At 70.1% G+C, this 21,218-nt stretch carries 21 protein-coding genes; 15 read left to right on the top strand and 6 right to left on the bottom strand.

What is annotated here, in order from left to right:
* Nucleotides 1-57: 57 nt before the first annotated feature.
* The 6 genes from glmM to folP all read left to right on the top strand — a co-directional run bounded on the left by glmM (nt 58) and on the right by folP (nt 5,606).
* Nucleotides 58-1,398: a phosphoglucosamine mutase gene (glmM, locus tag IEX18_RS07610; protein ID WP_188658136.1), complete on the top strand. Its 1,341-nt coding sequence runs from the start codon at nt 58-60 to the stop codon at nt 1,396-1,398.
* Nucleotides 1,398-1,622: a DUF1272 domain-containing protein gene (locus tag IEX18_RS07615; protein WP_188658137.1), complete on the top strand. Its 225-nt coding sequence runs from the start codon at nt 1,398-1,400 to the stop codon at nt 1,620-1,622. Before glmM ends, IEX18_RS07615 begins: the two co-directional genes overlap by 1 nt.
* A gap of 159 nt (nt 1,623-1,781) precedes the next feature.
* Entirely contained in the window at nt 1,782-2,624 is an 843-nt protein-coding gene (gene thiD, locus IEX18_RS07620) for a bifunctional hydroxymethylpyrimidine kinase/phosphomethylpyrimidine kinase (protein WP_188658138.1), read from the top strand.
* 4 nt (nt 2,625-2,628) lie between these two features.
* Entirely contained in the window at nt 2,629-3,306 is a 678-nt protein-coding gene (gene rnhB / locus IEX18_RS07625; RefSeq protein ID WP_188658139.1) for a ribonuclease HII, read from the top strand.
* Between the two features lie 117 nt (nt 3,307-3,423).
* Entirely contained in the window at nt 3,424-4,551 is a 1,128-nt protein-coding gene (locus IEX18_RS07630) for a site-specific DNA-methyltransferase (protein ID WP_188658140.1), read from the top strand.
* Between the two features lie 86 nt (nt 4,552-4,637).
* Nucleotides 4,638-5,606 carry a dihydropteroate synthase gene (folP, locus tag IEX18_RS07635; protein ID WP_188658141.1) on the top strand — a complete coding sequence of 323 codons (969 nt, stop codon included), beginning with the start codon at nt 4,638-4,640 and terminating at the stop codon, nt 5,604-5,606.
* Between the two features lie 142 nt (nt 5,607-5,748).
* Here the strand turns inward: folP and IEX18_RS07640 are convergent, their stop codons facing one another.
* On the bottom strand, nt 5,749-6,525 hold the full coding sequence (locus IEX18_RS07640; RefSeq protein ID WP_188658142.1) for a LytTR family DNA-binding domain-containing protein: 777 nt from the start codon (nt 6,523-6,525) through the stop codon (nt 5,749-5,751).
* Between the two features lie 146 nt (nt 6,526-6,671).
* Between IEX18_RS07640 and IEX18_RS07645 the strand changes: the two genes are divergently transcribed.
* The 3 genes from IEX18_RS07645 to IEX18_RS07655 all read left to right on the top strand — a co-directional run bounded on the left by IEX18_RS07645 (nt 6,672) and on the right by IEX18_RS07655 (nt 8,865).
* Complete coding sequence (locus IEX18_RS07645; protein ID WP_188658143.1) at nt 6,672-7,202, top strand: DUF2306 domain-containing protein; 531 nt, start codon at nt 6,672-6,674, stop codon at nt 7,200-7,202.
* An 84-nt stretch (nt 7,203-7,286) separates the two neighbouring features.
* A complete protein-coding gene (locus tag IEX18_RS07650) occupies nt 7,287-8,171 on the top strand; it encodes a bestrophin family protein (RefSeq protein ID WP_188658144.1) in 885 nt (294 codons plus the stop codon).
* A gap of 37 nt (nt 8,172-8,208) precedes the next feature.
* Nucleotides 8,209-8,865 carry an MBL fold metallo-hydrolase gene (locus IEX18_RS07655; protein ID WP_229664431.1) on the top strand — a complete coding sequence of 219 codons (657 nt, stop codon included), beginning with the start codon at nt 8,209-8,211 and terminating at the stop codon, nt 8,863-8,865.
* Nucleotides 8,866-9,038: 173 nt separating this feature from the next.
* Here IEX18_RS07655 and IEX18_RS07660 read toward each other — a convergent pair whose 3' ends face one another.
* Complete coding sequence (locus IEX18_RS07660; protein WP_373284529.1) at nt 9,039-10,700, bottom strand: M28 family peptidase; 1,662 nt, start codon at nt 10,698-10,700, stop codon at nt 9,039-9,041.
* 236 nt (nt 10,701-10,936) lie between these two features.
* Between IEX18_RS07660 and rpmF the strand changes: the two genes are divergently transcribed.
* The 6 genes from rpmF (at nt 10,937) to IEX18_RS07690 (ending at nt 15,373) form a co-directional block, all read left to right on the top strand.
* Nucleotides 10,937-11,116 (top strand): 50S ribosomal protein L32, encoded by a 180-nt coding sequence (gene rpmF, locus IEX18_RS07665; protein ID WP_188658145.1) that lies wholly within the window; start codon nt 10,937-10,939, stop codon nt 11,114-11,116.
* Nucleotides 11,117-11,143: 27 nt separating this feature from the next.
* Entirely contained in the window at nt 11,144-12,172 is a 1,029-nt protein-coding gene (plsX, locus tag IEX18_RS07670; RefSeq protein ID WP_188658146.1) for a phosphate acyltransferase PlsX, read from the top strand.
* The gene (locus IEX18_RS07675) at nt 12,169-13,137 is read left to right on the top strand and encodes a beta-ketoacyl-ACP synthase III (protein WP_188658147.1); all 969 of its coding nucleotides are present in this window, start codon (nt 12,169-12,171) and stop codon (nt 13,135-13,137) included. The genes plsX and IEX18_RS07675 overlap by 4 nt, the downstream gene beginning before the upstream one ends.
* A gap of 342 nt (nt 13,138-13,479) precedes the next feature.
* A complete protein-coding gene (locus IEX18_RS07680; protein ID WP_188658148.1) occupies nt 13,480-13,782 on the top strand; it encodes an integration host factor subunit alpha in 303 nt (100 codons plus the stop codon).
* Nucleotides 13,783-13,785: 3 nt separating this feature from the next.
* Nucleotides 13,786-14,127 carry a MerR family transcriptional regulator gene (locus tag IEX18_RS07685; protein WP_188658149.1) on the top strand — a complete coding sequence of 114 codons (342 nt, stop codon included), beginning with the start codon at nt 13,786-13,788 and terminating at the stop codon, nt 14,125-14,127.
* 217 nt (nt 14,128-14,344) lie between these two features.
* The gene (locus tag IEX18_RS07690; protein ID WP_229664432.1) at nt 14,345-15,373 is read left to right on the top strand and encodes an SMP-30/gluconolactonase/LRE family protein; all 1,029 of its coding nucleotides are present in this window, start codon (nt 14,345-14,347) and stop codon (nt 15,371-15,373) included.
* Between the two features lie 383 nt (nt 15,374-15,756).
* Here IEX18_RS07690 and IEX18_RS07695 read toward each other — a convergent pair whose 3' ends face one another.
* The 4 genes from IEX18_RS07695 to pheT form a co-directional block, all read right to left on the bottom strand.
* Nucleotides 15,757-17,280, bottom strand: a complete 1,524-nt coding sequence (locus tag IEX18_RS07695) for a peptide chain release factor 3 (protein ID WP_188658150.1) — start codon at nt 17,278-17,280, stop codon at nt 15,757-15,759.
* Nucleotides 17,281-17,344: 64 nt separating this feature from the next.
* A complete protein-coding gene (locus IEX18_RS07700) occupies nt 17,345-17,662 on the bottom strand; it encodes a DMT family transporter (protein ID WP_188658151.1) in 318 nt (105 codons plus the stop codon).
* Between the two features lie 6 nt (nt 17,663-17,668).
* Nucleotides 17,669-18,547, bottom strand: coding sequence for an aldose 1-epimerase family protein (locus IEX18_RS07705; protein WP_188658152.1), 879 nt, complete (start codon nt 18,545-18,547; stop codon nt 17,669-17,671).
* Between the two features lie 156 nt (nt 18,548-18,703).
* The gene (pheT, locus tag IEX18_RS07710) at nt 18,704-21,184 is read right to left on the bottom strand and encodes a phenylalanine--tRNA ligase subunit beta (protein WP_188658153.1); all 2,481 of its coding nucleotides are present in this window, start codon (nt 21,182-21,184) and stop codon (nt 18,704-18,706) included.
* Between the last annotated feature and the right edge of the window lie 34 nt (nt 21,185-21,218).

Raw genomic sequence — 21,218 nt, forward strand, 5'->3', positions numbered from 1 at the left:
CAGGGCGAGCCGCTATGGCGGGCCGCAGATTGGCATAGCGCACGGGATGGCCGTTGAATGGCAAGGAAATATTTCGGAACGGACGGAATCCGCGGCGCCACCAACGCCGGTGCGATGACGGCGGAGATGGCGATGCGGGTCGGCATGGCGGCCGGCGCCTATTTCCTGCGCGGCAACCACAAGCATCGCGTGGTGATCGGCAAGGACACGCGCCTGTCGGGCTATATGCTTGAATCCGCGCTGGTCGCCGGCTTCACCTCGGTCGGCATGGACGTGGTGATGACCGGCCCCCTTCCCACCCCCGCCATCGCGATGCTGACCCAGTCGATGCGCGCCGATATCGGCGTGATGATCTCGGCCAGCCACAATCCCTTTGCCGATAACGGCATCAAGCTGTTCGGGCCGGACGGCTACAAGCTCTCCGACGAGGACGAGGAGGCGATCGAGGCGCTGATCGACGGCGAAGTGCCGCTCGTTCCCTCTGCCCAGATCGGCCGCGCCAAGCGGATCGACGACGCCGCCGGCCGCTATATCCATTTCGCCAAGTCGACCTTCCCGTCCGACCTCCGGCTCGACGGGCTGCGCGTGGTGGTCGATTGCGCGCACGGCGCCGCCTACAAGGTCGCGCCCGACGCCTTGTGGGAGCTGGGCGCGGACCTGATCGCGATCGGGGTCAAGCCCGACGGGCTCAACATCAACGACGGCGTCGGCTCCACCGCGCCGCAGGCGCTCGGCGAGACGGTGGTCGCTTCGGGCGCCGATATCGGCATCGCGCTCGACGGCGATGCCGATCGGCTGATCGTGGTCGACGAACAGGGCCGGGTGATCGACGGCGACCAGCTGATGGCGACGATCGCCGCCGCCTGGGCGCGCCGCGGCAAGCTGGCGGGCGGCGGACTGGTCGCGACCGTCATGTCCAACCTCGGCCTCGAACGCCATCTCTCGGCGCAGGGTCTCGGCCTGATCCGCACCAAGGTCGGCGACCGTCACGTGCTAGAGGCGATGCGCACCCGCGGCTACAATGTCGGCGGCGAGCAGTCGGGGCATATCATCCTGTCCGACTATGCCACCACCGGTGACGGCCTGGTCGCCGCGCTCCAGATCCTCGCCGAGGTGAAGCGCGCCGGCGCGCCCGCCAGCGAGGTGCTCCACCGCTTCGATCCCCTGCCCCAGCTGCTACGCAACGTCCGCTTCGCCGCGGGCAGCAAGCCGCTGGAGGCCGGCGCGGTCAAGGACACGATCGCCGCCGCCGAGGCGCAGCTCGCCGGCCGCGGCCGCGTCCTCATCCGCCCCTCGGGCACCGAACCCGTGATCCGCGTAATGGCGGAGGGCGAGGATGCCGGCGAGGTCGAACAGGTCGTGTCGCGCATCTGCGCCGCCGTGCAGGCCGCCGCCTGATGCTGGAGATGCGCCCCGATTGCGAACGCTGCGGCGCCGACCTGCCCGCGGACGAGGGCGGCGCCTTCATCTGCTCGCTCGAATGCACCTTCTGCGCCGACTGCGCCGACGCCCTCGACGAACGCTGCCCCGGCTGCGGCGGCGAACTCCTCGACCGCCCGGCCCGGGTGGGGGCGACGCTGAAGAAGTATCCGGCGGCCACGGAACGGCGATTCTGCGGCTAGCCCCCCTTCGTCATTCCCGCGAAGGCGGGAATCCAGACGCGCAGGTCCTCGCAAGGGCCGCAACGCCAGCGTCTCTGGATTCCCGCCTTCGCGGGAATGACGAACTGGGGAATGCGCCACCCTTCAGCCCGACACACGTCCTGCTATAGACCCGCCACCATGCCCTCCCCCAGACCACCCCGCATCCTGATCGTCGCCGGTTCCGACTCCGGCGGCGGGGCGGGGATTCAGGCGGACATCAAGACCGTCACCATGCTCGGCGGCCACGCCATGACAGCGGTCACCGCGATCACCGCGCAGAACACGCTCGGGGTTCAGGCGGTCCACCCGATCCCCACCGACATGGTCGTCGCGCAGATGCGCAGCGTCCTCGACGATCTCGGCGTCGATGCGGTCAAGATCGGCATGATCGGCTCGGCGAAGACCGCCCACGCCGTCGCGGACGTGCTGGTGGCACTGCACGGCGCCCCCATCGTCTTCGACCCCGTGATGATCGCCACCAGCGGCGCGGTGCTGGCGGACGCGGCGACCATCGCCGCCTTCACCCGCCTGATCCGGCTCGCGACGGTCGTCACCCCCAATCTCCCCGAGCTCGCGGCGCTGGGCGGCGAGGCGCAGGTCCGCGCGCTCGGCCCGGCGCTACTGGTCAAGGGCGGCCATGGCGAGGGCGAGACGATCGAGGACCGGCTCGTCACCGACACCGGCGACACCGTCTGGAAGCACCCCCGCATCCACACCCGCCACACCCACGGTACCGGCTGCACGCTGGCCAGCGCCATCGCCACCGGTCTCGGCGAGGGCCTCTCGCTCCCAGACGCCTGCGCCCGCGCCATCGCCTTCGTCCAGGCAGCCCTCGCCGCCGCGCCGGGCTTCGGTGCGGGCCACGGCCCGATGGGTCACGCCCTCGTCACCCCCCTCCCCTTCAGGGGAAGGGCTCTTCCGCAAACGGCAGGTTCGTTGGAGCGCCCCACCCCAACCCCTCCCCTGAAGGGGAGGGGCTAGTAGGATGCCCGGCCTCCGCTTCGAAAAGCTCCACCTCGCCCCCGTCGCCGGGGTGGACGAGGCCGGTCGCGGCCCGCTCGCCGGTCCGGTGGTCGCCGCCGCCGTCGTCCTCCCCGCCCGCGGCGTGCCGCGCGGCATCGATGATTCGAAGAAGCTCTCCGCCGCCGAGCGCCAGCGGCTCCACGCCCGCCTGCTCGACTGCGCCCATGTCGGGATCGGCATCGTCGAGCCCGAGGAGATCGACACGCTCAACATTTACTGGGCGACGATGAAGGCGATGACGATCGCGGTCGACCGGCTGTGCGAGGGGCTGGGCTGCCCGCCGGGCCATGTGCTGGTCGACGGCAACCGCCTGCCGCGCTGGTCCTATGCCGCCACCGCGATCGTCTCGGGCGACGCGCACAGCCGCTCGATCGCCGCCGCCTCGATCGTCGCCAAGCATACGCGCGACACGATCATGCTGCGCCATGCGGAGGACTGGCCGCACTACAACTGGCATTCGAACAAGGGCTATGGCTGCCCGCACCACCTCGCCGCGCTGCGCGAGCACGGGCCGACACCGCTTCACCGGCGCAGCTTCGCCCCCGTCGCCGCGGCCGCCCTGCGTTTTGCGCCGCCCGAGTCCTCCACGCCACAGTCGCAACATCTGGTGGGCGCGCCGTCGCTCGTCCCCGATAGCTAGCGCCCAGTCGCACACCGCGCGCATCGTTCACCCTTCCGCAACCTCTCTCGTTAACCATTGCGTGCTTGACGGATTCCGGGTCCGCGGATTCTTATGGCGGTTTGGAAGGGGGCGGGAATGGCGGCTATCGGAACACTCGCGCGAACACGCGCCACGACGGACGAGTCGATCGCGCTTCCGCTCGACACGATCCTGACCGGCGACTGCATCGCCCGGATGCGCGCGCTGCCCGATGCCTCGGTCGACATGATCTTCGCCGATCCGCCCTACAACCTCCAGCTCGGCGGCGAGCTGTTCCGCCCCGATGGCAGCCATGTCGACGCCGTCACCGACGATTGGGACAAGTTCGACACCTTCGCCGCCTATGACGCCTTCACCCGCGCCTGGCTGGCCCAGGCGCACCGCATCCTGAAGCCGCACGGCACCATCTGGGTGATCGGCAGCTATCACAACATCTTCCGCGTCGGCACCGCGGTGCAGGATCTGGGCTTCTGGATCCTCAACGACATCGTCTGGCGCAAAGCCAATCCGATGCCGAACTTCCGCGGCACCCGCTTCACCAACGCGCACGAGACGCTGATCTGGGCGTCGAAGGGCGAGAAGGCGAAATACACCTTCAACTATCGCAGCATGAAGACGCTCAACGACGAGCTGCAGATGCGCTCCGACTGGGAGTTCCCGATCTGCGGCGGCCCGGAGCGGCTCAAGAAGGACGGGGTGAAGGTCCACCCGACCCAGAAGCCCGAGGCCCTGCTCTACCGCATCCTTCTCGCCTGCACCAAGCCGGGCGACGTAGTGCTCGACCCGTTCTTCGGCACCGGCACCACCGGCGCGGTCGCCCGGCGGCTGGGTCGCCACTGGATCGGGATCGAGCGCGAGCTGGGCTATGTCGGCGCGGCGCAGGAGCGGATCGACGCCGCCCTGCCGCTCGACGAATCGGCGCTGGCGACGATGCAGAGCCCCCGCCAGCAGCCCAAGGTCGCGTTCGGCACGCTGGTCGAGAATGGCTATCTCACCCCCGGCGCGACCCTGACCGACGCCAAGCGGCGCTGGCGGGTGTCGATCCGCGCCGACGGCTCGCTGGTCAGCGAATGCGGGCAGACCGGATCGATCCACCGGCTCGGTGCCGGGCTCCAGAACGCGCCCGCCTGCAACGGCTGGACCTTCTGGCATTATGAGGCGGCGGGCGGACTGAAGCCGATCGACGCGCTCCGCCAGACCTATTTGCTGGCGACCCAGCCATAGCCGCGATCGACTATCTGCGCCCCGTCCGCTTCGTCGACACGCCGGTCGGCCTGGACGACGGAGACGCGGTGCGGCTGGCGGGCGGCATGCAGTGGTTTTCCGCCTATGAGGTGGTGGGCGATACCGGCCGCCGCACCGTGCCGGTCGCCGACATCGCGTCGCTGGGCGAGCGCGCCGCGCTGCTCCACGCCCGCATCACCGCGCTGCGCGCGCCCTGGGTGCTGGGCGAGCGGACGCTGCGGTTCGACCAGCCGCTGGTCGCCGGCATCCTCAACATCACGCCCGACAGCTTTTCCGACGGTGGCCGGCATGTCGACGATCCCGCCGCCGCTGCCGATGCCGGCATGGCGATGCTCGCGGCCGGTGCGGCCTTGGTCGATCTGGGCGGCGAATCGACCCGCCCCGGCGCGACCACCGTCTGGGAAGGCGACGAGATCGCCCGCACCCGCCCCGTGATCGAGCGGCTCGCCGCGGCCGGCGCGCTCGTCTCGATCGACACGCGCAAGGCGGCGGTGATGGACGCCGCGCTCTCGGCCGGCGCGCGCATCGTCAACGACGTCTCGGCATTGTTGTGGGACGAGGGTGCGCTGGCGCTGGTCGCGGCGCGGCAATGTCCGGTGGTGCTGATGCATTCGCCCGACCCGCACAAGGGCGGCCATGGCCGCGTCAGCTATCGCGACGTGGTCGGCGAGGTCTTCGCCTGGCTGGAGGCGCGGATCGCGGCGGTCGAGGCCGCCGGCGTGCCCCGCGCGCGCATCATGGTCGATCCCGGCATCGGCTTCGGCAAGTCGCTCGCCGACAATCTCGCCCTGATCAACGGCCTTGCCGCCTTTCACGGCCTCGGCTGCCCGATCATGCTCGGCGCCAGCCGCAAGCGGATGATCGGCGCGCTGTCGAACGAGGCCGCGGTCGACGCCCGGCTCGGCGGCAGTCTTGCGCTCGCGCTGAAAGGCGCGGACCTCGGCGCGCAGATCCTCCGCGTCCACGACGTCCCCGAGACGGTGCAGGCTCTCCATGTCTGGCGCGGCCTGCGCGACCGGGCGCTGGCGGGTTAGGGCAGAACGTCCACGCTATGCGCCGGCCAAGGCAGACGTCATCCCAGCGAAGGCTGGGATCTTCCGGTTACGTCACGAGGCAGGAGCCGCATGAGTCCCCAGCCTTCGCTGGGGCGACGATAGTGGACCGACGGCCGATATCCTAGAACCACCCCGCCACCCGCAAGGCCGCGGCCATGTCCCGCGCCACCGGGGCCTCCGCCCCGTTCACCAGCGCCAGCCGGACGTTCCGCCCCTCCCGCCGGGTCGCCGCGACCGCATGGCGTGCCACCCACCAGCTGCGATGGACCTGCGCGCCCTCGGCACCGTCCAGCTCGGCCACCGCGTCGCGCATCCGCATCAGGATCAGCGTCGAGCCCAGCGCCGTATGCGCGCGGACATAATGATCCTCCATCTCCAGCGCGAGCAGGTCGCGCCCGAGATGCGGCGGCAGGCGATCGACGAAGCGCGGCAACGCGGCTGACGGCGCGGGCGCGGCCTGCGCTGCCGCCAGAGCCTCGGGCACAGCCGCCTCTACCCGCACCCGCCGCTGCCCGACGAACCACAGCACCAGACAGGCGATGCCGCCGATCACCAGCACATGCGCATAGGCCCGGACGAACTGGTCCACCGTCGGCCAGCGCCACGCCCGGCCCATGGCGCTGACCGACCAGACCACCATCGTCATCGGCAGCGAGGCCAGGGCGCAGGACGCCGCCCAGAGTCCGCCGGCGGGCAGGTCGAGCCGGTGCGCGGCGCGATCCGCCAGCATCATCGCGGGCAGATAGAGGAAATAGCCGCCGACGATCAGCGACAGCCAGTAGACGCAGCGCCACGCCAGGGATGCCTCAAAGGTCCCGAACGGGCCGAGCAGCGCCAGCACCAGGCCGATCGCCACCATGACCGCAAGATCGATCAGGGTGATGCGCGTCCGGTCCATGGCCGCTTCCTACCGCCGCTTCGCGCTTCGCGAAATGGCAGGCTGCACGGCTCGCGATCCGTAGCGCCCGCCCCGCGCAGTCGCGCTTGCCGGCGGGCCGGCCGCCGCCATCACCGGCCTCGCACCGTCCAGCATCGGAGACGAACATGGCCACCCTGCCCCACCCGCAAGCCCGCCCCCGCCTCGACTCGCCCCTGTCGCTCCTGCCCACCGCACTGATCGCGGCCGGCGCGGTGCTGGTGGCCTCGCTCAGCAGCTATGCCCTTGCCCGCTATGCCTTCGGCGTCGCGCCGGCAGTGCCGACGCTGAAGACCCTGGCGGTCGCGATCCACCTCGCCGCGGTGCTGCCGGCGATCCCGCTCGGCCTCTACGTCCTGCTCACCCGCAAGGGCGGGGCGCGTCACCGGATGCTGGGCAAGATCTGGATGGCGCTGATGCTCGTCACCGCCGGATCGGCGCTGTTCATCCGCAACCTGAATGGCGGCAGGTTCAGCGTCCTGCACCTCTTCGTCCTGCTGATCGCCATCACCCTGTGGCGGGCGATCGCCGCGGCGCGGGCGGGCAACATCACGGCGCATCGCCGGCAGCTGATCGGCATGTTCGTCGGCGCGCTGATCCTGCCCGGCCTGTTCGCCTTCCTGCCCGGCCGGACCATGTGGCAGCTCGCCTTCGGCTGATCCGCATCAGGATCGCGCCCACCTGACTTGCAGCCAAATCGGCCCTACTGCGTTGCCCCATCCATACCACATCGGGGAGCCGGAATGATCGTAGACGCCGCACCGCGCCTGAGCCAGATCGTGCGCGAGGTCTGGAAACCGCTGCTGATCCTGGCGGTCTGGGACGTCATCGTCACGATCGCCTATTTCGTCCTGCCGTTCAAAGCGCCCTCGCTGCCGCTGACGCTGTTCGGCTCCGCGCTCGCGCTGTTCCTCGGCTTTCGCGACAATTCGGCCTATCAGCGCTGGTGGGAAGGGCGCGTGCTGTGGGGCGCGATGATCAACGCCTCGCGCAGCCTGTCGCGCGCCGCGCGCAACTTCATGCCCCAGCCGGAGGCGCGCGACCTGCGCCGCTCGATCGTGCTGCGCCAGGTCGCCTATGTGAACGCGCTGCGCTGCCAGCTGCGCCGGCAGGACCGCGATGCAGAGGTGCTGCGCTTCCTGTCCAAGGGCGAGGCGGAGCCGGCGCTCGCCCGCGCCAACGCCGCCAACGGGCTGCTCGACGGCACCGGCCGCCGCATCGCCGATGCGATGAGGAATGGCTGGATCGACACCATCCAGCAGACCCAGATGGAGGCGGTGCTGGTCGACATCGCCAATGCGCAGGGGGGGATGGAGCGGATCAAGAACACGCCGCTGCCCAACCAGTACCGCTTCTTCCCGACCTTCTTCACTCACCTCTTCTGCATCCTGCTGCCGATCGGGCTGGTCGAATCGCTCGGCTATGCGACCCCGCTCGGCTCGACGATCGCGGGGCTGATGTTCCTCGCCATCCTCCAGATCGGCGACGATCTGGTCGATCCCTTCGCCAATACCGTCCACGACGTGCCGCTGACCGCGATGTGCCGGACGATCGAGATCGACCTGCTCCAGTCGATCGGCGACCCCGCGCCCCAGCCCGTCACGCCCGAGCGCGGCATCCTCTGGTGACGTTGACCGGCGCGGCCGTAGCGGACAAGGCTGCGTCATGAGCCAGAACCCGCCCCTGCGCGCCGCCATCGTCCCCGTCACGCCGCTCCAGCAGAACTGCACGCTGATCTGGTGCACCGCGACGATGAAGGCGGCGGTGGTCGATCCCGGCGGCGACCTGCCGCGCATCCGCCAGGCGATCGCGCAGGCGGGCGTCACGGTCGAGAAGATCCTGCTCACCCACGGCCATATCGACCATGCCGGCGAGGCCAAGCCGCTCGCCGACGAGCTCGGCGTGCCGATCGAGGGCCCGCACGAGGCGGACCGGTTCTGGCTGGCGCGGCTCGACGAGGACGGCCGCAACTACGGCATTCGCGGCGTGGTGTTCGAGCCCGACCGCTGGCTCGACGACGGCGACACGGTGACGGTCGGCGACCTGACGCTCGACGTCTATCTCACCCCCGGCCACACGCCGGGCCACGTCATCTTCCACCACCCGCCGTCGAACTTCGCACAGGTGGGCGACGTGCTGTTCCAGGGCTCGATCGGCCGCACCGACTTCCCGCTCGGTGATCATGAGGCGCTGCTCCGCTCGGTTCGCGACAAGCTCTGGCCGCTCGGCGACGTCACCTTCGTCCCCGGCCACGGCCCCGCCAGCACCTTCGCGCACGAGCGGAAGACGAACCCGTTCGTGGGGGATGCGGTACTGGCGTGAGGCGGGCGCTCCCCCCTCCCGGTTCGTGCCACCCGCTTCCAGTCCGATCCCGCCGGCCAAAAACCGTCACCCCAGCGCAGGCTGGGGTCTCACGCGGCTCCTGCCCCGCGCCATGACCGAAAGATCCCAGCCTGCGCTGGGATGACGCTTGCGTCTGCTGGAGGAAACAGGCCCTATCGCCGCTCCCCCGCCGTCTGGTCCCGCACCGCGCGGAACTCGGATCCCGCCCGCCATTCCGGCCAGTCGCGCCCGTTCGCGAGGTCGAAGCCGATCCGCCGGATCAGGTCAACATCCGCCGCCGCGCCCTCCAGCTTCCAGTCGGCGCTCCACGCATCGCAGGTCTGGTGGTAGCAGCGCATATAGCCGTCCAGCCAGGCCTGGCCCGCCGCCCGGCCGCCATTGACCAGATCGGGCGCGCCGCTGATCGCCATCAGCAGCAGCGTCGGCACGCCGCGCCGCGCCAGCGAGAAGTGATCCGCGCGATAGAACAGCCCGCGCTCCGGCAGCGCCTCGGGCATCACCACCCGCCCCTGCGCTTTCGCCGCCGTCGCCAGCCGGTCCTCCAGCGCGTTCTGCCCGGCGCCCACCAGCATCACGTCGCGCGCCGGACCCGCCGTCTGGAGGATGTCGAGCGTCAGGTTCGCGACCGTCTTGGCGGCCGGATAGACGGGGTCGGCGGCATAGGTCTCCGATCCCAGCAGCCCCCGCTCCTCCCCGGTCCACAGCGCGAAGACCTGCGTCCGCGCGAAGTCGCGGCGCGCGGCGGCGGCGCGGGCGATGGCGAGGACGCCCGCAGTGCCGAGCGCATCGTCGTTCGCTCCGGGGCGGATGCGCCGACCCTGCGCGTCCGGTGCGCCCTCGCCATAGGCGTCCCAGTGCGCGCCATACATCACCACCTCGTCGGGCCGGCTGCGACCCGGCACCTTGGCCAGCACGTTGCGGCTCTCCGCCCGCACGACGCTGACCGGCAGGTCGGCGGAAAAGCCGTCGCCCTTCAGGGCCACCGGTCGGAAGTCCCGGCGCCGCGCGGCCGCCCGTAACGCCGCCAGGTCCTGCCCCGCGGCCGCGAACAGCTTCGTCGCCGCCGCGCCCTTGATCCAGCCCTGCAGCAGCACGCGCGGGTTGCGCGGCTGCGCGACATCATAATTTTCGCCGCCCGGCGCGGTCACCGTCGCCCAGCCATAGCCCGCCCCCGGCGTGTCGTGGACGATGAGCGCGCCGATCGCGCCGCGCCGCCCGGCCTCCTCGAACTTGTAGGTCCAGCGGCCATAGTAGGTCATCCGCCGGTCGCCGAACCGGCCCGCCGCATCCTCGCCGGGCTTGGCCTCGAAATCGGGATCGTTGACCAGGAAGACGGCGACCTTGCCCTTGAGGTCGACGCCCTTGAAATCGTCCCAGCCCTGCTCGGGCGCGGACACGCCATAGCCGACGAACACCAGCGGCGCCTTGGCGATCGTCGCGCGGTCGACCGGGCGGACGGTCGAGAGATAGACCTCGCGTCCCTGCGTCCATGCGGCCCCGTTCGCCGCGATCGTGCCGGAGCCGAGCTGGGTGCGGATCAGCGGCACCGGCTGGGTCCAGCTTCCCCCCGGCCCGCCGGGCTGCAGCCCCGCCGCCTTGAACTGCTCCACCAGCCACGCGATCGTCTTCGCCTCGCCGGGCGTCCCCGGCGCGCGCCCGCCGAACGCGTCGGAGGCGAGGACCTTCACGTCGTCCGACAGGCGCTGGGGCGAGACGGGATCGGGCGCCGGCGCGGCGGCGAGGAGCGGCAGGGCGAACAGGCCGGCAAGCGCGGCGCGACGGGGCGTGGGAATGATGGCTCTCCGCTGAAACAATCCGGTGACCCTAGCGGCTTGCCGCCCGGATGTGGAGCAGGCTACCGCTTCACCGCGCGGTCGCGCCGCCCGATGGGCGATGGCCGCGGAGGTCCGTCGTCAATCGCTTGCGCATTTGCGGCAATCCGCTATAGGGCCGCGCTTCGCGATAGGCTTGGAACGCCCGCGCGGCCGGAAGCGGCCGGGCGGCGGCCGCGCCTGTCTGTACCGGTTCAACATGTTATCAAGGTGCCGCAATGGCCGTCCCCAAGAGAAAGACTTCGCCCTCCAAGCGCGGCATGCGTCGCGGCCATGATTCGCTGACGGCAGCGGCGTTCCAGGAATGTCCGAACTGCGGCGAGCTGAAGCGCCCCCATGTGCTGTGCGGCGCCTGCGGCCATTATAACGGCCGTGAGGTCGTGTCGGTCGAGGCGTAACCGCTCTACCAGGACTGACAGCACGCGATGACCGACCAGCCCTGCATTGCCGTCGACGCGATGGGCGGCGACGAGGGGCTGGCCGTGATGCTGGCCGGCGTCGCCCATGCCCGCCGCCAGCATGAGGGGCTGCGCTTCCTGCTCGTCGGCGACGAGGCCGCGATCCAGGCGGGGCTCGCACAGCACCCCAATCTCAGCCAGCATTCGGAAATCGTCCATGCGCCCGAGATCGTCGGTTCGGCGGAGAAGCCGAGCCAGGCGATCCGTCGCGCCAAGACGACGTCGATGGGCGTCGCGATCGATCTGGTGAAGAAGGGGCGCGCCGCCGCCGCCGTCTCGTCCGGCAATACCGGCGCCTTGATGGCGATGGCGAAGCTGGCGCTGCGGATGCTGCCCGGCATCGACCGCCCCGCGCTCGCCGCACCGCTGCCGACGCTCGGCGACAACGACGTCGTCATGCTCGACCTCGGCGCGAATACCGAGTGCGATGCCCGCAACCTCGTTCAGTTCGCGGTGATGGGCGCGGCCTATGCCCGCATCATCTTCGAGCTGGAACGCCCGCGCGTCGCCCTGCTCAATATCGGCTCGGAGGACCAGAAGGGTACCGACGAGATCCGCGATGCCGCCGCCGTGCTGCGCGGCCAGACTCATCTGCCGCTCGCCTTCACCGGCTTCGTCGAGGGCAACCAGCTCGCCCGCGGCCATCATGACGTGGTGGTGTGCGACGGCTTCGCCGGCAACATCGCGCTCAAGACCGCGGAGGGCACCGCCCGCTTCGTCGGCGACCTGCTGAAGCGCGCCTTCACCAGCTCGACCCGGTCGAAGATCGGCTTCCTGATCTCGCGCCCCGCCACCAAGCTGCTGCGCGACCATCTCGATCCCAACAACCACAACGGCGCGGTGTTCGTCGGGCTCAACGGCATCGTCGTGAAGAGCCATGGCAGCGCCAACGAGCTGGGCGTGGCGACCGCGATCGGCAACGCCGCCAAGCTGGTCCGCGCCGACCTGACCCGCCGCATCGCCGAGGATCTCAACGAGTTCGAGGCGGCGGCATGATCCGCGCGGTCCTTACCGGCACCGGCTCCGCCCTCCCCGTCCGCCGCGTCTCGAACGCCGAGCTGGCGCAGGAGGTCGACACCAGCGACGAATGGATCGTCGAGCGCACCGGCATCCGCTTCCGCCACATCGCCGGGCCCGACGAGACCACAGCGACGCTCGCCCGCGACGCCGCCAGCGCCGCGATCGCCGCCGCCGGCCTGTCGGCGCAGGACATCGACCTGATCGTGCTGGCGACCGCCACGCCCGACCAGACCTTCCCGGCCACCGCCACCAAGGTGCAGGCGATGCTCGGCATCGACGACTGCGTCGCCTTCGACGTCGCCGCGGTCTGCTCGGGTTTCCTCTATGCCGTGCAGGTCGCCGATTCGATGCTGCGCACCGGCGTCCACCGCCGGGCGCTGGTGATCGGGGCGGAAACCTTCAGCCGCATCCTCGACTGGCAGGATCGCACCACCTGCGTCCTGTTCGGCGACGGTGCGGGGGCGATCGTGCTCGAGGGGCAGGAGAGCGAAGAGGCGGACGGGCGCGGCATCCTCGCCACCCGGCTCCACGCCGATGGCCGCCATAACGATCTCCTCTATGTCGACGGGGGCCCCTCGACCACGGGCACGGTCGGCAAGCTCCGCATGAAGGGACGCGAGGTGTTCCGCCATGCCGTGGTCAACCTTGCCGCGGTCATGGCCGAATCGCTGGTGATCGCCGGGCTGTCGTCGGAGGATGTCGACTGGGTGGTCCCGCATCAGGCGAACGCCCGCATCCTCGACGCCACCGCCAGGAAGCTGGGCCTGCCGCCGGAGAAGGTCGTGGTGACGGTCGACCAGCACGCCAATACCTCCGCCGCGTCCGTGCCGCTTGCCCTCGACACGGCGATGCGCGACGGACGGGTCAGGGCTGGCGATATCGTCGTGCTGGAGGCGATGGGCGGCGGCTTCACCTGGGGCGCGGCGGTCCTCCGCGTCTGACGCCCGAGCCGCCCGGGCGCGGGACGTTTCAGCCTCTCCGTTCTTGAGCAAGATGATCTGGCGTTGACCCGCCCCCCAACCGTTCGCCTGAGCGCAGTCGAAGGGCCCAAGACTCACCCGTGCTTCGACTTGGCTCAGCCCGAACGGGCCACCGTAAGGCCATCCACCATTAAGTCGCCGAAAATGCTTAACAATGGCCTTGGTTGCCGGCTGGAGTGCTGTTAGCCTCCTGGCACCGGAAACAGGCCCGAATTTTCCCATCTCCAATCATTCCGAACAGAAAAGCCACTTGGCTCCGCCGGTTGCGATCGTATACCCAACGCCTCGACTGAGGGGAGTTCGATGAGCGAAGCAGGTACGTTGACCCGGGCCGATCTGGCAGAGGCGCTGCACCGCGAAGTGGGGCTTAGCCGTTCCGATTCGGCACAAATCGTGGAGCAGATCCTGGAAGAGATGTGCGAGGCGCTGTCACGCGGAGAGAATGTGAAGATCTCCGGCTTCGGCACCTTCGTGCTGCGCGACAAGGGCGAGCGCATCGGTCGCAATCCGAAGACCGGGGTCGAGGTGCCGATCGCGCCCCGCCGCGTCCTCACCTTCCGCGCCAGTCAGATGATGCGCGACCGCATCGTCGCCGCCGGCGTCTGACGAATGACGGCCCCGACGCCGAAGGCGAGCGGGGCATTGCGGACGATCGGCGAGCTTTCCGCCGAAACCGGTCTGCCGCACCATGTATTGCGATACTGGGAAACCCGCTTCCCCGCGCTGCGTCCGTTGACGCGCGCGGGGAACCGGCGCTACTACCGGCCCGAGGATGCGGCGCTGGTCCGCCGCATCGACCGGCTGTTGAATCACGAGGGCTATACGATCCGCGGGGTCCAGCAATTGCTGGCCGCGGAAGCGAAGGGGGAACCCGAAGACGGGATCGCCACCGCGCTGACCGCGATCCGCGACGCGCTGGTCGATGCGCTGGCGCGCGACGGGCGGGGGTAAGAAGCGAGTGGTTTCGGTCGGTCACGGTTCTGGGCCGATCCACGCCTCCCATCGCCTGTTCCGTCATCTGACCAGGAGCGGCACGACACCAACCCTCCCCGTCATCCCCGCGAAGGCGGGGATGACGGCGGGGAAGATGGCGAGAAGCTATCGCCGTTTCTCGGCTTCCCGAACACCCCCGACCACAGCGCCCTCGCCCCGGAGCGATCGCCGCTTTATGCTGACCCCCATGACCCACTCGACCCTGCCCGATCGCCGCACCCTCCTCACCGGCGCGGCGGCGGCGCTGTTGCTTCCGGCCATCGCCCGCGCTGCCGGCCCGGCCGTCCAGCGGATAGCCCCGTCGCTCGACCGGATCATCGCGCCCGGCGCAGCGATCGAGACGATCGCGACCGGCATTCGCTGGGCGGAGGGGCCGGCCTGGGTCGCGAAGGGCGGCTATCTCCTCTTCTCCGATCCCCCTGCCAATATCGTGCGCCGCTGGCAGCCGCGGGGCGGCACCGCGATCTTCCTCTCGCCCTCCGGCACCGGCGGGCTCGACCCGAAGCTGGTCCGCGAGCCGGGCGCCAACGGTCTGCTCGTCGACCGGATGGGCGCGCTGCTGATCGCGAACAGCGGCGGGCGCAGCCTCGACCGGCTCGATCTCGCGACGCGCAAACGCACCGTCCTCGCCGACCGCTATCAGGGCAAGCGGTTCAACAGCCCCAACGACATGGTTGAGGCGCGCGACGGCACGATCTGGTTCACCGATCCCCCCTATGGCCTCGCCGAGGGCGACGCCTCGCCGATCAAGGAACTGCCCCATAACGGCGTCTACCGGCTGAAGCCCGGCGGCCAGCCCGAGCTGATGGTCGCGGATCTCAGCTCCCCCAACGGCATCGGCCTGTCGCCCGACGAGCGCCGTCTCTACGTCTCGATCTCCGATCCCAAGGCACCGCGGATCATGGCCTATGATCTCGGCGCGGACGGCCGGATCGGCGGCGGGCGGGTCTTCCTCGATGCCGCCCCGATGATGGGCCCGGACGCGCCCGGCTTGCCCGACGGGATGAAGGTGGCGCGCGACGGCACCTTGTTCTGCTCGGCACCGGGCGGGCTCGCGATCCTGACGCCGCAGGGCGCGATGCTGGGCCTGATCCGCTCCGGCAGCGGCCCGATCGCCAATTGCGCGATCGGCGAGAACGGGCGCACCCTGTTCATGGCGGCGAACGACCGCATCCTGAAGGTCGCGCTCGCCCGGCCCATGTGACGCAACATGGCAGGACGACGAAACGCGAAAGGCCCCCCTTGAAGGGGATCGCCGCATAATCCGTTCGTCATCCACGCGACGGCGAGACCTCTGCGATAGTCTCCCGTCCACCCCGGTGAAGGCCGGGGTCCAGTAGGGAGACGGCAGTAAGTTATTGCAAAGCTTCACCCAGCTGGACCCCGGCCTTCGCCGGGGTGGACGAGGATGGGGGCGCTGGGACTTCCGCAGATGTCTCGCGACGGCGGGGATCCAGACGCGCGGGAGCGCTCCGCATCTCTCGCAAACGTCAGAGGTTATGGATCCCCCCTGCGCGGGGATGACGGAAGAAAGGCGGCCGACGGCGCTTTGCCGGGATCGCCCCCGCGCCACGACGCCGCAAGCCTCTACCGCTCGCGCGTCGCCATGAAACGCACCTTGGGATAACGGTCGGCGACATAGCCGACTTCCCAGGCGCTCTTGGCGAGGAACACGGGATTGCCGTCGCGATCCTTCGCCATGGCGGCGCGGTTGAGGTCGGTGAAGGCCTTCAGATCGGCGGCATCCTCCGCCGACACCCAGCGGGCCGTATCGAACGGGGCCGGCTCCAGCGCCGCGGCCACCTTATATTCGGCATCGAGGCGCGAGAGCAGCACGTCGAGCTGGAGCTGCCCGACCACGCCGATGATCCAGTTCGACCCGATCTCCGGATAGAAGACCTGCGTCACCCCCTCCTCGGCCATATCGTCCAGCGCCTTGCGCAGCTGCTTGGTCTTGGTCGGGTCCTTCAGCGCGACGCGGCGCAGGATCTCGGGCGCGAAATTGGGCAGGCCGGTGAAGCGCACCGCGGCACGCTCGGACAGCGTATCGCCGACGCGCAGCGTGCCGTGATTGGGGATGCCGATGATGTCGCCCGGAAACGCCTCGTCGGCGATCTCGCGATCCTGCGCGAAGAACAGGATCGGCGAATGCACCGCGATCGGCTTGCCATGGCCGGTCGGGGTCAGCTTCATGCCGCGCTTGAAGGTGCCCGAGCAGAGCCGCATGAAGGCGATGCGGTCGCGATGCTGCGGGTCCATGTTCGCCTGCACCTTGAAGACGAAGCCGGTGACCTCCTTCTCCTCGGGGGCGACCGGCGCGGGCTCGGCCGGCTGCGGGCGCGGGCTGGGCGCGAAGGCGGCCAGCGCGGCGATCAGCTCTGCGGGACCGAAGTCCTTGAGCGCGGAGCCGAAATATACCGGCGTTAGGTCGCCGTGGCGATAGGCGTCCGCATCGAACGGGGCATAGCCCGCCTGGGCCAGCTCCACCTCCTCGGCGAAGCGATCGGGCAGCGGCGCGGTGTCGGTCGTGCCCTGGAAGGTCCGGCTGTCGCCCTGCGGCCGGCTGATTCGCCCGCTGGCGAGGTCCATGATCCCCTCGAACTCGCCGCCCATGCCGATCGGCCAGTTCATCGGCGCGACGTCGAGCGCGAGGATGTCGGCGATCTCGTCGAGCAGCTCGAAGGGCGCCCGCCCCTCGCGATCGACCTTGTTGACGAAGGTGATGATCGGCACCGAGCGCAGGCGGCACACCTCGAACAGCTTGCGCGTCTGCGCCTCGATGCCGCGCGCGGCATCGATCACCATCACTGCCGAATCGACCGCGGTGAGCGTGCGGTAGGTGTCCTCCGAAAAGTCCTCGTGCCCCGGGGTGTCGAGCAGGTTGAACGTCACCCCGTCCTTCTCGAAGGTCATGACCGAGGAGGTGACCGAGATGCCGCGCTGCTGCTCGATCTTCATCCAGTCCGACCGGGCGCGGCGGTTCGCGCCGCGCGCCTTCACCTCGCCGGCGAGATGGATCGCGCCGCCGACATAGAGCAGCTTTTCGGTCAGCGTGGTCTTGCCGGCGTCGGGGTGGGAGATGATCGCGAAGGTACGGCGGGGAGAGGTCAAGGTGCGGGTCCGGAAGAAGAGGCGGCCGCTTTGCCAGATCGTTGCGACGAACGACAGATGTAAGTCAGGGCGTCGACAGCTTCATCAGCACCAGCCCGCCGACGATCAGCAGCGCCGCGACGAGCCGCATCGGCGTCAGCGCCTCGCCCAGGAACAGCACGCCGGCGGCGAAGGCGCCGACCGCGCCGATCCCGGTCCACACCGTATAGGCGGTGCCGAGCGGCAGGCTGCGCATCGCCAGCGAGAGGAGGCCGAAGCTCACCAGCATGGCCGCGATCGTCAGCACCGAGGCCCCCGGGCGGGTGAACCCGGCCGACTGCTTCATCGCATAGGCCCAGATCACTTCGAACAGTCCCGCGACGACGAGGATCAGCCAAGGCATGGACGCTCAGCGTTCCAGCGTGATCGTCATGCCGATCGTCTTCTCGGCTTGCGGCGCGACCTGAAAGACCTGCGGCTTGTCGACGAACGCGCCGTCGAACCCCTCCGGATCGGCGATGCCGTGCCAGGGTTCGATGCAGATGAAGTGCGCGCCCGGCTTGGTCCAGATGCCGAGCGCGGGCGTGTCGGGAAAGGCGACGCGCAGCTGCGGCCCCTCCGCGGCGCCATAGCGGACGGCCTGCGAGGCGACCGGGTCCCAGACGAGTGCGTCATGCACGAACAGGCTGTCGTCCAGCGACAGGATGCGGCCATCCGCGAGCGGGCTCGGGGCGGTGGTCGCGGCGATCAGTCCGTCCGGGCTGATCTCGCGCAGCCGCCCCGGCTCGATCCGGTCGAAGACGATCCGATGCGCCGCGCGGGGTGCGCCATAGGGCAGCGGCCAGGCGAAGGCGGGGTGGAAGCCGAACTGCGCGGGCAGCGTGCGCTCCGCATCCGGATTGATTATCCGGGCCGCGATCGACAGCGTCGCGCCCTCGACCCGGAACGACACCTCCAGCCGGAAGGCAAAGGGATAGATCGCCCGCGTCACCGCGCTGTCGCTCAGGGTGAAGACGGCATGATCGTCCCCCTGCTCGCTCACCGCAAAGGCCAGATCGCGGGCGAAACCGTGCTTCGTCATCGGATAGGTCGTGCCGTCGATCCGGATGCCGCCATTCGTCACGCCGACCACCGGGAACAGGATCGGGGCATGTTTGGGCCAGAAGGCGGGATCGGCATCGGTCATCAGCTCCGCCCCGTCGGTATCGCGCAGATGCGTCAGCTCCGCCCCGAACGGGTTGATCGCGGCGGACACGGCGTCTGTGCGGATCCAGATCAGGTCGGTCATCGCTTATCCTTGGCTGGGCAGGCAGGGCGGAGGAACGTCGCCACCAAAATTCCGTCACCCCGGACCTGTTCCGGGGTCCACCGTCCCGCACATCAACGGCCTGACCGTGTGCGGCCCGGTGGATGCCGGGACAAGCCCGGCATGACGCGTCCCGCATCACCCCCGCAGCGTCGCCCCCTGCTTCGCTGCGGCCGCGACGATCCGGTCGGCGATCGCCTTCAGCTCCGGCTCGGTGAAGCTCTTCTCGCCCGGCAGGAGGATCACCTCGACCGCCATCGAGGTCTCGCCGTCGCGCGCGAACAGGTCGAACACGCGCGCGCCCGCGATCGTCGCCTTGTCCGCGCCGCGGATGGCGCGGGTCAGCGTGTCGGCGGCGAGGCCCTGCGGCACGAGGAAGGCGAAGTCGCGGCGCACCGGCTGGAGCGCGGGCGGTGCATAGGGCGCGCGCATGAAGCCGCTGCCACGCTTCGCCGGCAGCGCGTCGAGATACAGCTCGACCGCCGCGACCGCGCCGTCGAGGTCGAAGGCCTTGAGCAAGGCCGGGTGCAACATGCCGAAGCGGGCGAGGATCGTCTTCGGCCCCAGCCGCAGCGTGCCCGACTGTCCCGGATGCCAGGCCGGCCCGGCTTCTGTCATCACCTGCAGATTGTCGACCGGCGCGCCCGCCGCGGCGAGCAGCGCCAGCGCCTCGGCCTTGGCGTCATAGGGGTCGAACGCCGTCGCCTTGCCGCCCCGCCAGCCGCGTGCCGTACGGTCGCCGGCCAGCACGATGCCCAGCGTCGGGTGCTCGCCATCCGCCAGATAGCGGCGCCCCAGCTCGAACAGGCGAACGCCCGTCGCGCCACGCCGCAGGTTGCGCTCCGCCGCCGACAGCAGCCCGGCGAGCAGCGTCGGCCGCATCACCTTCAGCTCCTCGCTGATCGGATTGGCGAGCGTGAAGGCGCCCCCGCCGAACGGCGCCGCCTGCGCCTCCGCGATGAAGCTCCAGGTCACCGCCTCGTCCAGCCCGCGCGCGGCGGCGGCGCGGCGTACGCGGCGCTCCAGCCGTTGCTCGGCGGTCGCGGTCGGGCGGGCGACGCCGGGGATGCGCGGCAGCGGCACCGGCTCCACCTTGTCGATCCCCTCGATGCGGATCACTTCCTCGACGATGTCGGCGGTGCCGTCGATATCGCGCCGCCAGCTCGGCGGGGTCACCTGCCAGTCGTCGGACACGGTGAAGCCGAGCGATTCGAGGATCGCACGCTGCCGCTCCGGCGCGACGGCGAGGCCGCCCAGCGTCTCCGCCCGCACGGGATCATAGGCGTAGCTGCGGGTGCCCAGCGGCGGCTCTCCCGCGCGGGTGATCGCGCTCGGCGTGCCGCCGCAGATGGCGAGCACGAGGCGGGTGGCGATCGCCAGCCCCGTATCAAGGAAGGCGGGGTCCACGCCCCGCTCGAACCGCTGGCGCGCGTCGCTGGTCAGCGCCAGCGCCTGACCGGTCCGCGCGATCGCCTCGGGCTCGAAATACGCACATTCGATCAGCACGTCGGTGGTGCCCTCCGACACGCCCGATTGCTCGCCGCCCATGATCCCGCCGATGTCATGGACCGCGACGTCGTCGGCGATCACCGTCATGCCCTCGGCCAGCGTGTATCGCTTGCCGTTGAGCGCGACGACCTCCTCGCCCGCCCGCGCCGGCCGGGCGACGAGGCCGCCCGAGAGTTTCGCACGGTCGTAGACGTGGAGCGGACGACCGAGATCGATCATGACGTAGTTGGTGATGTCGACCAGCGCGCTGATCGGCTTCTGCCCGATCGCGGTCAGGCGGCGCGCCATCCAGTCGGGGGCGCTGCCGTTGGTGACGCCGGTGACGGACTGGGCGTAGAAGGCGGGGCAGGCGGAGGTTTCGGTGCGGACATCGGGGGCGTCACTCTTTCCGGTGACATCCTCCACCCCGTCATTCCCGCGGAGGCGGGAATTTAGAGACGCTGACGCTGCGGCGCCTTCGCTGCCGTCACGTGTCTGGCCTCCCGCCGTCGCGGGGGTGACGGAAGAGTTGGAAAGGATGCCATCCGGATAGGCCTCGGCGATCGGCTTCAGCGTCCCCAGTCCCGCCGCCGCCAGATCGCGGGCGATGCCGCGGACGCCCATGCAATCCTGCCGGTTCGGCGTGATCGACACGTCGATGACCGGATCGGTCAGCCCGGCATAATCGGCGAAGCTCTGCCCGACCGGCGCGCTCTCGGGGAGCTCGATGATCCCGTCATGCCCCTCGCCGATCTGGAGTTCGCGCGCGGAGCACATCATGCCGTTCGACTCGACGCCGCGGATCGCCGCCACCTTCAGCGTGATGTCGGCCCCGGGCACATAGGTGCCGGGCGCACCGAACACCCCGACCAGCCCCGCCCGGGCATTGGGGGCGCCGCAGACCACCTGTAGGGGACCGTCGCCGGCGTCGACCGACAGCACCTGCAGCTTGTCCGCCTGCGGATGCCGTTCCGCGGTCAGGATGCGCGCGACTCTGAACGCCGCCAGCGCCTCGCCCGGATTGTGGACGCCCTCCACCTCCAGCCCGATGCGGGTGAGCGCGTCGACGATGCCGTCGAGGCTCGCATCGGTGGCGAGATGGGCCTTGAGCCAGGAAAGGGTGAACTTCATCTGCTTCCATCCGTCACCCCAGCGCAGGCTGGGG

Source organism: Sphingomonas metalli, assembly GCF_014641735.1.
Taxonomy (GTDB): domain Bacteria; phylum Pseudomonadota; class Alphaproteobacteria; order Sphingomonadales; family Sphingomonadaceae; genus Sphingomonas; species Sphingomonas metalli.

Excerpts from the sequence above, each read along its gene's own strand:
- IEX18_RS07630 (WP_188658140.1), top strand. The coding sequence starts at position 3,424 with ATGGCGGCTATCGGAACACTCGCGCGAACACGCGCCACGACGGACGAG.
- IEX18_RS07690 (WP_229664432.1), top strand. The coding sequence starts at position 14,345 with ATGCTGACCCCCATGACCCACTCGACCCTGCCCGATCGCCGCACCCTC.
- IEX18_RS07615 (WP_188658137.1), top strand. The coding sequence starts at position 1,398 with ATGCTGGAGATGCGCCCCGATTGCGAACGCTGCGGCGCCGACCTGCCC.
- IEX18_RS07700 (WP_188658151.1), bottom strand. The coding sequence starts at position 17,662 with ATGCCTTGGCTGATCCTCGTCGTCGCGGGACTGTTCGAAGTGATCTGG.
- IEX18_RS07640 (WP_188658142.1), bottom strand. The coding sequence starts at position 6,525 with ATGGACCGGACGCGCATCACCCTGATCGATCTTGCGGTCATGGTGGCG.
- rpmF (WP_188658145.1), top strand. The coding sequence starts at position 10,937 with ATGGCCGTCCCCAAGAGAAAGACTTCGCCCTCCAAGCGCGGCATGCGT.
- pheT (WP_188658153.1), bottom strand. The coding sequence starts at position 21,184 with ATGAAGTTCACCCTTTCCTGGCTCAAGGCCCATCTCGCCACCGATGCG.
- IEX18_RS07645 (WP_188658143.1), top strand. The coding sequence starts at position 6,672 with ATGGCCACCCTGCCCCACCCGCAAGCCCGCCCCCGCCTCGACTCGCCC.
- plsX (WP_188658146.1), top strand. The coding sequence starts at position 11,144 with ATGACCGACCAGCCCTGCATTGCCGTCGACGCGATGGGCGGCGACGAG.
- IEX18_RS07675 (WP_188658147.1), top strand. The coding sequence starts at position 12,169 with ATGATCCGCGCGGTCCTTACCGGCACCGGCTCCGCCCTCCCCGTCCGC.
- IEX18_RS07655 (WP_229664431.1), top strand. The coding sequence starts at position 8,209 with ATGAGCCAGAACCCGCCCCTGCGCGCCGCCATCGTCCCCGTCACGCCG.
- glmM (WP_188658136.1), top strand. The coding sequence starts at position 58 with ATGGCAAGGAAATATTTCGGAACGGACGGAATCCGCGGCGCCACCAAC.
- thiD (WP_188658138.1), top strand. The coding sequence starts at position 1,782 with ATGCCCTCCCCCAGACCACCCCGCATCCTGATCGTCGCCGGTTCCGAC.
- IEX18_RS07650 (WP_188658144.1), top strand. The coding sequence starts at position 7,287 with ATGATCGTAGACGCCGCACCGCGCCTGAGCCAGATCGTGCGCGAGGTC.
- folP (WP_188658141.1), top strand. The coding sequence starts at position 4,638 with ATGCAGTGGTTTTCCGCCTATGAGGTGGTGGGCGATACCGGCCGCCGC.
- IEX18_RS07685 (WP_188658149.1), top strand. The coding sequence starts at position 13,786 with ATGACGGCCCCGACGCCGAAGGCGAGCGGGGCATTGCGGACGATCGGC.
- IEX18_RS07680 (WP_188658148.1), top strand. The coding sequence starts at position 13,480 with ATGAGCGAAGCAGGTACGTTGACCCGGGCCGATCTGGCAGAGGCGCTG.
- rnhB (WP_188658139.1), top strand. The coding sequence starts at position 2,629 with ATGCCCGGCCTCCGCTTCGAAAAGCTCCACCTCGCCCCCGTCGCCGGG.
- IEX18_RS07705 (WP_188658152.1), bottom strand. The coding sequence starts at position 18,547 with ATGACCGACCTGATCTGGATCCGCACAGACGCCGTGTCCGCCGCGATC.